Genomic DNA, 9,809 nt, shown 5'->3' with positions numbered 1-9,809 from the left:
GGTAAACCGGCCGTCGGGCAAATATTCAAACAAATGGCCCATGGATTATTGAACAGCAAGTATATCGGCTGGGGTTCATTTGCAAGAAGATTAAGAGGCAGAAAAGGTCCGGCAATAGCTATTAAAGCAACAGCCAGAAAACTGGCCGCTCAATACTGGCGTTTAATTGTAAAAGGAGCCGACTTTGTGGAAAAAGGGCTGCAAGCCTATGAAAATATCATTAAGAAACAGAAACAAAGGCGATTAGAAAAACTCGCCTTTGAATTAAATAGGGAACTTGTACCTGCTTAAATTATTATGTCATGGGTAGTAAGAAGATCAAGCACAAGCCCAATTTTTCGGATAGGTTAATGGCGAAGGTTGAAAGAATATATCAAAAAACATTAAGCGGGGTAATTGCAGTTCCCAAAGCTGCATTATTAACTATTATCGGTCTGTTTATATTTTCAGCCTATATTTTAACCACACTGGGCGGTGAGTTTATACCTGCACTGGAAGAAGGTGATTTTGCGGTTGATACGCGGGTGCTAACCGGCAGTAGCCTGAATACTACTATTACCAATACCCAAAAGGCCGCCCACATCTTAAAAAGCCAATTCCCCGAAGTTGAAAAGGTGGTGACCAAAATAGGCAGCGGCGAAGTGCCGACCGATCCTATGCCGATGGATGCAAGCGATATGATGGTGATCCTAAAACCCAAGAAAGAGTGGACATCGGCTAAAACCTTTAATGAATTGTCTGAAAAAATGGGTAAGGCCTTACAAGCGGTTCCGGGTGTTACCGCAGGCTTTCAGTACCCGGTTCAGATGCGTTTTAACGAACTGATGACCGGTGCACGTCAGGACGTGGTTTGTAAAATATTCGGCGAAGACCTGGATACCCTCGCTGCTTATGCGAATAAACTGGGTAAGATCATCAATACCGTTGATGGCGCTAAAAACCTGTTTGTGGAAGCAGTTGCCGGCATGCCGCAGATTATCATTAATTATAACCGCAATGCCATAGCACAATACAACCTCAATATCGCCGATATTAACAAGGTGGTTAACACAGCACTTGCCGGGCAAAGCACCGGAACCCTGTTTGAAGGTGAAAAGCGCTTTGAAGTAGTGGTCAGGATAAGCAGCGAGCAAAAAAAAGACTTGAAGGATATTCAAAATTTACTCATCCCAACACCGCGGGGTACACAGATCCCTTTATATCAGCTGGCCGATGTACAAATCAAGGACGGCCCCAACCAAATACAGCGCGAGGATGCCAAGCGCCGTATCGTAGTTGGCTTTAATGTGCGCGGCCGGGACGTACAAACAATCGTAAACGAGCTGCAGGCAAAGGTAGATAAACAACTTAAATTCCCGGCGGGGTATTATGTAACCTATGGTGGTGCCTTTGAAAACCTGAATGCTGCCAAACAGCGCCTGATGATAGCCGTGCCGGTTTCGTTACTGCTTATTTTCTTACTACTCTATTTTGCTTTCAACTCCATTAAGCACGGATTATTGATTTACTCCGCAATTCCATTGTCAGCTATCGGGGGCATCCTGTTCCTTGCTTTGCGCGGTATGCCTTTCAGCATCAGCGCAGGTGTTGGCTTTATCGCTCTGTTTGGCGTGGCCGTGCTCAACGGTATTGTATTGATATCGGAATTTAACCGGTTAAAAAAAGAAGGTATGACCAATTTGAAACGTATTGTGTTATCAGGCACCAAGGTAAGGCTAAGGCCGGTACTGATGACAGCATTTGTGGCTTCCCTGGGTTTCTTTCCCATGGCTATCAGTAACGGTGCCGGTGCCGAAGTACAAAGGCCGTTAGCTACGGTAGTAATAGGTGGCTTGCTGATCGCCACTTTCCTCACCTTGTTTGTATTGCCCGTTTTATATATCATGTTTGAAAAAGGCTTTAAAACAGTGCTATCGAAGAAAACGGGCACTGTGCTTTCCATCACTTTGCTAACTGTATTAAGCCAAACCTCGGGGGCGCAAACGCCCATCACCCTTAAAGCCGCTATAGATACTGCTTTAAAAAACAACTTACAAGTTAAACATGAACAGTTAAAGTCGAAGTATCAGCAGGTACTGATCGGCACATCAGCCAATATTTCGCAGGCTACGTTGTTTGGGGAGGTTGGACAAATCAACAGCAGCTACAACGATACGAAATTCGGTATTTCCCAGTCTTTTAACTTTCCGACTGTCTATAGCAGGCAGAAAGAACTTTTGCAAGAAGACTGGAAAAACAGCATACTGAATATCGCGGTAAATGAGGTGCTGTTAAAAAAGCAGGTTAGCCAGGTTTTTAACACCCTGGTATATTTGGAAAACAAGCGAATGTTACTACAGCATGCCGATAGCTTGTATTTGAGCTTTTATAAAAAAGCCGAGTTGCGGCTGGCCAAAGGCGAAGCCAATATACTGGAAAAAACAAGTGCTGAAACATTATTGGGACAGGTTCAGATGCAGCTAAGCCAGTTAAAGGAAGATGTGGCCATCATACAACTGCAATTCCAGTTGTTGCTTAATTCTACAGAGCCCTTAACCCCAGATAAATCCGACTATAAATTAGCCGTTATATTGGCCTCAGACACCTTGACCTTGAAAAACCACCCGGTAATAAAACTAATAGCTCAGCAGCAGCAAATTGCAGACGCCGCTATCCGCATGGAAAAGAGCAAACTTTTGCCTGATCTGGCCATAGGATATAACAATACCAGCATCAAGGGTATTGGTGCCGATAATAAGCTTTACAATGGCTCAAACCGGTTTAACTCAGTGCAATTGGGTATCGGCATACCTATTTTTGCCGGGGCGCAAAAGGCGCGGATCAACAGCGCGAGAGTAAACAAACAGATAGCCGAAAGTAGTTATGCTATGGAACTTCAAAGCATGACAACAGCTTATCAATCTGCCGTTTTTCAATACCACAAGTACCTGCAAACGGTTCAGTATTTTGAAAGCAAGCCGTTAAAAAATGCCGCTTTAATAACCGTTACCGCCAACCAGCAAATTGCCGCCGGAAACATCAACTACCTGGAATGGACACAGCTGATTAACCAGGCCACTACCATTAAAAATGATTACCTGGATGCTGTTCGCAACCTTAACGAGGCCATCATTCAACTCAACTATTTTTCAAACAACTAAAAATATGATCATGAAATCCATTATATATTTATCAGTCATCACTATCCTGCTAACTGCCTGCGGCGAAAAAAAACCGGCAACAGATAATACAGATAAAGCAGAGAATACTAACATCGTAACCCTGACGGATGCGCAGCTAAAAAATGCATCGATACTTACAGGCAAGCTTGAGCAAAGGGAAATATCATCTGTGTTAAAACTCAATGGAAAAATCGATGTTCCGCCGCAAAATATGGTTTCCATTAGTGTCCCCCTTGGTGGGTATTTAAAATCAACCAAGTTGTTGCCGGGCATGCATGTGAATAAAGGTGAAGCCATAGCGATGATAGAGGACCAGCAATATATCCAGTTACAACAGGATTATCTTACAGCAAAGGCCCGGATAGGATACCTGGAAAATGAATATAACCGCCAAAAAGACCTTAACCAAAGCAAAGCGAGCAGTGACAAGGTTTTTCAGCAGGCCGAGGCCGAATACCGCAGCCAGCAAGTGTTAATTAGCTCATTAGCTGAGAAATTACAACTCATTGGTATCAACGTACGAACTATCAGCGCTTCAAAAATATCAAGGAGCGTAAATATATACTCTCCTATCACCGGCTTTGTATCTAAAGTAAATGTCAATATCGGCAAATATGTGTCCCCGACGGAGGTGCTGTTCGAGTTGGTCAACCCAACAGATATACACCTGGCGCTGAAAGTATATGAGAAAGATCTGGATAAATTATATATCGGTCAAAAACTGGTGGCTTATACCAACAACCAACCGGCAAAAAAACACGAAGCCGAGATATTACTGATTGGCCGTGATCTTTCTGCCGACAGGAACGCAGACGTGCATTGCCATTTTGAAACCTACGATAAAACACTGGTTCCGGGTACTTATATGAATGCAGAAGTACAAGTAAAAAATACTAAGGCATATGCCATAGCTAACGAAGCCATTGTTCAGTTTGAAGGTAAACAGTATATCTATAAAGTTATCGGGAACCGACAGTTTGAGATGACCGAGGTTAATACAGGCGAAAGTGAAAACGGCTTTACAGAAATACTGTTGCCCACAAAAGCGATGACCGCGAACACTGTTTTTGTGACCAAAGGTGTGTATTCATTATTAATGATGATGAAGAATAAGGCGGAATAAAATTAAATAGCGTTTAAACTAAGGCCTGTCAAATATGAAAACTAATATCATGATGAAATTAGTCATTTTAGTAGTTGCCATCACTATATTATCATCATGCGAAAAAGCTATTGTATATAATGGAAATGTTAATATTATGGTACAATACAATCAACAACCCGTGCCAGATATTCCTGTTTATTACTATGCCGGGATACCTGAAAAAGACAACTCAGGTAACATTAGATATCAAGGAATGCAGCTTTCCGCTATTGATGGAAGTGCAACTTTTAGGCAATTACCCCCCGGGCAATATCACTTTACTGCATCTGTTTTTTTGAAGCCCGCCCATAAAACGGTAGCAGCAGACACTGATGTCACAGTGAGAAAGCGTTACCGGGACGAAAGTAATTATCAGATACTACTCCCCCTTCGTTAAATTAAGTCCGGAAACAGAAAATGCCTCTTGGCATTTTCTGTTTCACCCGGCCCCGTTGTCGTAATAGGATAAATTGCTAAGTACTGCAGGTCGGTTTTTGCAGTGTGGCTTTTGGGGTACAGGGAATTACATTATGTCCCGATCTGCATATTTATTTGAATCAGGATCCGCAATAATTACCTGGTTATCATAGTGATTAGATTAAGCATACGTACAACTTCTGGCCTTCGAAAATTTCACCTTTCAAGCTTTCCACCGCCAATTTCTGATTTCGGGCATATCCTCACCATTAACATTGATGTATTGTTTGTGCTCAACCAATTTGTCCATTAGGTTTTGTTTAAGATATAAACCTTTACTGCCCAAATGCGGCAATCGATCGATTACGTCCATGACGAGATGAAACCTATCCATTTCGTTAAGCACGGTCATGTCAAAGGATGTCGTTATTGTGCCTTCTTCTTTGTAACCTCTTACATGAATATTGTTATTGTTGGTCCGATTATAAGTAAGCCTGTGAATAAGCCATGGGTATCCATGAAAAGCGAAGATCACGGGTTTATTGATAGTAAAAAGCGCATCAAAATCATGGTCGTTCAAGCCATGTGGATGGCTGGATTGCCTTTCCAGCTTTAGCAAGTCGACAACGTTTACAACCCTTATCTTTAAATCAGGAAAATGTTCACGCAATATGGATACAGCAGCCAGCGTTTCTAATGTAGGCACATCGCCACTACAGGCCATCACAATATCCGGCTCACAGTCCTGATCATTACTTGCCCAGTCCCATACCCCAATGCCTCTTGAACAATGAACCACAGCCTCATCCATACTTAACCATTGAGGAGAAGGATGCTTCCCTGCTACCATAACATTTACATAATGTTTGCTACCCAGGCAATGAGCCATAACCGACAAAAGGCAGTTAGAATCCGGCGGCAAATAAACCCTCACAATTTCTGATTTCTTATTAATGACGTGATCAATGAATCCCGGATCCTGATGGGTAAAACCATTATGGTCCTGGCGCCAAACGGTTGAAGTAAGCAGAATATTCAGGGATGCTATCTTTCTCCGCCATGGTATCTCCCGCGTCATTTTCAACCATTTGGCGTGCTGGTTAAACATCGAATCGACGATATGTATAAATGCCTCATAACAATTGAATAGCCCGTGCCTGCCGGTTAGCAAATACCCTTCGAGCCAACCTTCGCACTGATGCTCGCTGAGCATCTCCATTACCCTCCCCTCTGGGGCAAGGTATTCATCGTTCACTTTAATGTTAGTGTTCCACTGACGGCTGGTAGTTTCAAAAATTGCCTCTAACTTGTTTGAGACAGTCTCATCGGGACCGAAAACTCTGAAATTTTGAGGATTAAGAGATATTATATCCCGTAAGAAACGACCGGTGACATGCACATCACCTTCGCCTGTGATACCCGGATGGTCAACATTAACTGCATATTTCTGAAAATCAGGAAGCACCAACTCTCTAAGCAAAAGCCCCCCATTTGTGTGCGCATTTGCTCCCATCCTTCGGTTACCTTTCGGCGCTATTTCTGCAATTTCTTTTTTTAAACTGCCGTTAGCATCAAATAATTCTTCGGGCCGGTAACTCTTCATCCAGATTTCGAGCATTTGCAAATGACTCTCCGGGCTTGACCCGGAAACGGTAAGCGGTATTTGATGAGAGCGAAATGTGCCCTCTATCTGCTTTCCATCAACAACCTTTGGGCCGGTCCATCCTTTTGGTGAATTTAATATGATCATCGGCCATTTTGGTCGCTCCTGCCCTGGATGCTCTATGGCATTGTATTTTATTTGCTTTAGAAAATGTACCGCTTGTTCTAAGGCCGCGGCCATAGCCTGGTGCATAATTTCGGGGTCCGAACCTTCGACAAATAAAGGAAAGTAGCCATAACCATGAAATAATTGTTCGAGCTCGATGTGGGGAATGCGGGCTAAAACCGTAGGATTTGAAATCTTATAGCCGTTCAAATGCAAAATTGGTAATACAGCGCCATCGGTAATCGGGTTCAGGAACTTATTAGAATGCCAGGCAGTTGCCAGCGGACCGGTTTCGGCTTCTCCATCGCCCACAACACAAGCAGCAATGAGGTCCGGATTATCCAGCACAGCGCCAAATGCATGGCTTAACGAATATCCAAGTTCGCCTCCTTCATGCATTGATCCCGGCGTTTGGGGTGAGGCATGACTGGATACACCACCTGGAAATGAAAACCGTTTAAACAAATTTTTCATCCCCGCACGGTCCTGGCTAACTTCCGGATAAACTTCGCTGTAGGTCCCTTCCAGGTATGTACCTGCTGCTACGGCAGGCCCGCCGTGCCCGGGTCCTGAAATATAAAGCATATTTAAATCATATCTGTTAATGATCCGGTTAAGGTGCGTATAAATAAAATTCTGCCCGGGGGTGGTACCCCAGTGGCCTAATTGCATTTTCTTGACGTGTTCTATTTTTAAAGGCTCTTCCAAAAGCGGATTATCACAGAGATAAAGCTGGCCGACAGACAAATAATTAGCTGCGCGCCAATAAGCATCTAATTTTTCCAAACATTCACCGGTTAACGGCGCGTTATCGATTGATGTGATATCAGTTATCATTGTCATTTTAATTGCTTTAAATAATTTAAAATGCGGTTTATTTCATTCACAATCCGCGCCATCATCAGTTCCTCATCAGTTGGTATAATATAGACGTTTACCCCTGAATAATTTACAGATATATTCTTATTTTGGTTAAGATTCATTATTCAGGGATTTAACATTATCAACAAATATCGAATGACTGGGATCCTCAAAACATGACCGCCATCACTAATTCTGATGAGTAACAGCATTTAGTTAACTTTTGGATTTACCCGAAGAAAGACTGATGATATGCCTAACCTTAAAAGAAATAACCACTCTGAAAATACCTGCTCCCAAAAACGCCATTCCTGTCCATACGATCAGGTTAGCGATACCAAAAGCAGGATAAGCAAGAATGCCAACTGAAAAGAAAATGATAACCAAGCTATTAAACATGATCCAGCCCCAACTCCCGATACCGTAAGCACGCAGATCAAGCGCGCTTCCTATCCCCATTATGCCTCTTACAAGCAACCAAAATCCAACAATAATCGGAAGCAACATCATGGTTATTGTTGGGTAGGTAAACAAATAACTACCTATAGCTAAATCAATCAACCCGCTTGCCAGCAGCCACCCCCAGCGCTCAATATGCCGGATACTTATCATTGCAAAAACAGTTTCAAAAAGGCCGGTCATCATCATTCCTGCGGCAAACGTAATACTAAGTGAAAGATACGACTGCAGCGGCGATAAAATCACCCAAAAGCCAAGAACACAAAGCAGGATACCGGATAAAAGCATCAATATCCAATACCTGGACGGGACAATTACCCTGTTATAAACTACAGCTTCCATAGTTTGATTTTTTTTTGCGGCGTTTGATCAAAGAAAAAGTTGCACCTGCACAATCAAAGTACAGGCGCAACGTGGTTGATCAGTCAATGTTAATTTTCTTTTTCTCTGCAACAGCAGGGGTTGTTTTACGAATATCAATAGTCAGCAACCCGTTCTTGTAATTTGCTTTAATGTGGTCATCATCCACATCTTCGGGTAAGTTGAAACTTCGGATAAAGGAACTGCTTGAAAATTCTTTGCGGGTGTAATTCTCTTTTTCCTCATTATGTTCCTCGCTGGTTTCGGCGCTGATAGTCAGCAAACCATTTTCAATACCGATATTGAAATCATCTTTCTTGAAACCCGGGGCGGCAACTTCAAGTTCATAGTTCTCTTTCTTATCACGGATGTTTACCGCCGGCAATAGCTCCCGATTGAAGAAAGGATGATTGAAAAAATTGTCGTTGTTCCAGAAATCCTCCATCATTGAACGCAATGAGGGAATGTTGTTTGATTTTACTAATGTTGACATAGCGTTGTATATTTAAGTTTATGGATCAAAATTCGGAATGGATTATTCAACCGCACATGACCGTGCTCACAAAGAGCTATGATTGTGAGCATTAAATGCAAGCTGCATTTAACTATTCATGTTTAAAGTCAAGCTCAGTCATGATCACGGTCATTTATAATGAGGAGTGAGATGTGAATATTTGTGTAATCAAATCAGTTACTTAAAAACTCAATTCATTATCATGAAAACTATCCTCGCACTCACCGATTTTTCCGATAATTCATCAAACGCTGCAAATTCGGCTGTACTACTGGCAGGTAAACTGCATGCCAACGTACTTTTGTATCATAACTATGAAACCATAGCGGTAGCATCCACTTTCTCAGGAGGGCCCTACGTAGAAGAAGAGTTTTTTTTAGCCACTACCGAAACAAAGAAAAAACTTGATCATCAATTAAATACACTACAATACATTGCAGATGGGATTGATAAAACCGAACGAAAGCCAACGCTTAAAGGCTTAAGCGGTGACGGTAACCTGAAAGATAATCTCAAACAAATACTTGATGAAAACCAAATTATGTTTATAACGATGGGGGCCCCGTCAGGTACCTCTATCGAACACTTGTTTTTCGGTAGCGAAACCAATAAAATAATTCAACACACACAACGCCCGGTATTGGTTGTACCAGCCAATACCAGTGTTAACAATATTAAAAAGGTAGTGTTCGCGACCACCTTCGATGAAGCGGATATTGCGCCACTCCATTTCCTAATTGGCCTGGGAAAGATCTTCAATTTCAGTATTGAAGTAGTACATGTAAACCAGCCGGTAAAAGATAAGAAACAGCAAATTGAAAAGGAAGAAGCTTTCCAAAAACATATTGCCAAATTCGAGTACGACGATATTTCGTTTAAGGACCTCGGAGGCCGCGAAGTTGCGGACCGGCTACACCGTCATTGCGCTGAAGAAAAACCCGATCTTCTCGCGGTAGTTCATCAACAGCATTCTTTTTTCAGGCGTTATTTTGAACACAGCACTACCAAAGAAGCTCTTAGCGATCTCAAATTGCCGCTGTTCATTTTCCCGACTATTATTTAAACCCGGTTCAGTTTATTAAAAGCGGTCCATTCAAAAATGGGTTCAACCCATACTTTGAATGG

Annotated in this window: 7 protein-coding genes and 1 pseudogene; 5 read left to right on the top strand and 3 right to left on the bottom strand. The window is 42.4% G+C overall.

Going from position 1 to position 9,809, the window contains the following annotated elements:
• From ABIC84_RS03740 to ABIC84_RS03725, 4 genes and pseudogenes are all read left to right on the top strand, one after another.
• Positions 1–291 (top strand): annotated as a pseudogene (locus tag ABIC84_RS03740) (hypothetical protein); the annotation flags it as partial.
• 11 nt (positions 292–302) lie between these two features.
• Positions 303–3,140, top strand: coding sequence for a CusA/CzcA family heavy metal efflux RND transporter (locus ABIC84_RS03735; protein WP_429262710.1), 2,838 nt, complete (start codon positions 303–305; stop codon positions 3,138–3,140).
• Positions 3,141–3,150: 10 nt separating this feature from the next.
• A complete protein-coding gene (locus tag ABIC84_RS03730) occupies positions 3,151–4,284 on the top strand; it encodes an efflux RND transporter periplasmic adaptor subunit (RefSeq protein WP_429262709.1) in 1,134 nt (377 codons plus the stop codon).
• Between the two features lie 34 nt (positions 4,285–4,318).
• Positions 4,319–4,702 (top strand): hypothetical protein, encoded by a 384-nt coding sequence (locus ABIC84_RS03725; RefSeq protein WP_426587410.1) that lies wholly within the window; start codon positions 4,319–4,321, stop codon positions 4,700–4,702.
• Between the two features lie 243 nt (positions 4,703–4,945).
• Here the strand turns inward: ABIC84_RS03725 and ABIC84_RS03720 are convergent, their stop codons facing one another.
• The 3 genes from ABIC84_RS03720 to ABIC84_RS03710 form a co-directional block, all read right to left on the bottom strand.
• A complete protein-coding gene (locus tag ABIC84_RS03720) occupies positions 4,946–7,327 on the bottom strand; it encodes a phosphoketolase family protein (protein ID WP_429262708.1) in 2,382 nt (793 codons plus the stop codon).
• Between the two features lie 240 nt (positions 7,328–7,567).
• The gene (locus tag ABIC84_RS03715) at positions 7,568–8,152 is read right to left on the bottom strand and encodes an HdeD family acid-resistance protein (RefSeq protein ID WP_429262707.1); all 585 of its coding nucleotides are present in this window, start codon (positions 8,150–8,152) and stop codon (positions 7,568–7,570) included.
• A 79-nt stretch (positions 8,153–8,231) separates the two neighbouring features.
• Positions 8,232–8,663, bottom strand: a complete 432-nt coding sequence (locus ABIC84_RS03710) for an Hsp20/alpha crystallin family protein (protein ID WP_429262706.1) — start codon at positions 8,661–8,663, stop codon at positions 8,232–8,234.
• A gap of 223 nt (positions 8,664–8,886) precedes the next feature.
• Between ABIC84_RS03710 and ABIC84_RS03705 the strand changes: the two genes are divergently transcribed.
• Positions 8,887–9,747 carry a universal stress protein gene (locus tag ABIC84_RS03705; RefSeq protein ID WP_429262705.1) on the top strand — a complete coding sequence of 287 codons (861 nt, stop codon included), beginning with the start codon at positions 8,887–8,889 and terminating at the stop codon, positions 9,745–9,747.
• Positions 9,748–9,809: the final 62 nt, after the last annotated feature.

Origin of the sequence: Mucilaginibacter sp. 3215 (genome assembly GCF_050433785.1) — a bacterium.
In the GTDB taxonomy this organism is placed as follows: domain Bacteria; phylum Bacteroidota; class Bacteroidia; order Sphingobacteriales; family Sphingobacteriaceae; genus Mucilaginibacter.
This window is presented reverse-complemented; position numbering and strand designations above follow the sequence as displayed.

What these genes read in the sequence shown, in the direction of transcription:
- ABIC84_RS03735 (WP_429262710.1), top strand. Translation starts at nt 303, where the DNA reads ATGGGTAGTAAGAAGATCAAGCACAAGCCCAATTTTTCGGATAGGTTA.
- ABIC84_RS03730 (WP_429262709.1), top strand. Translation starts at nt 3,151, where the DNA reads ATGAAATCCATTATATATTTATCAGTCATCACTATCCTGCTAACTGCC.
- ABIC84_RS03725 (WP_426587410.1), top strand. Translation starts at nt 4,319, where the DNA reads ATGAAAACTAATATCATGATGAAATTAGTCATTTTAGTAGTTGCCATC.
- ABIC84_RS03720 (WP_429262708.1), bottom strand. Translation starts at nt 7,327, where the DNA reads ATGATAACTGATATCACATCAATCGATAACGCGCCGTTAACCGGTGAA.
- ABIC84_RS03715 (WP_429262707.1), bottom strand. Translation starts at nt 8,152, where the DNA reads ATGGAAGCTGTAGTTTATAACAGGGTAATTGTCCCGTCCAGGTATTGG.
- ABIC84_RS03710 (WP_429262706.1), bottom strand. Translation starts at nt 8,663, where the DNA reads ATGTCAACATTAGTAAAATCAAACAACATTCCCTCATTGCGTTCAATG.
- ABIC84_RS03705 (WP_429262705.1), top strand. Translation starts at nt 8,887, where the DNA reads ATGAAAACTATCCTCGCACTCACCGATTTTTCCGATAATTCATCAAAC.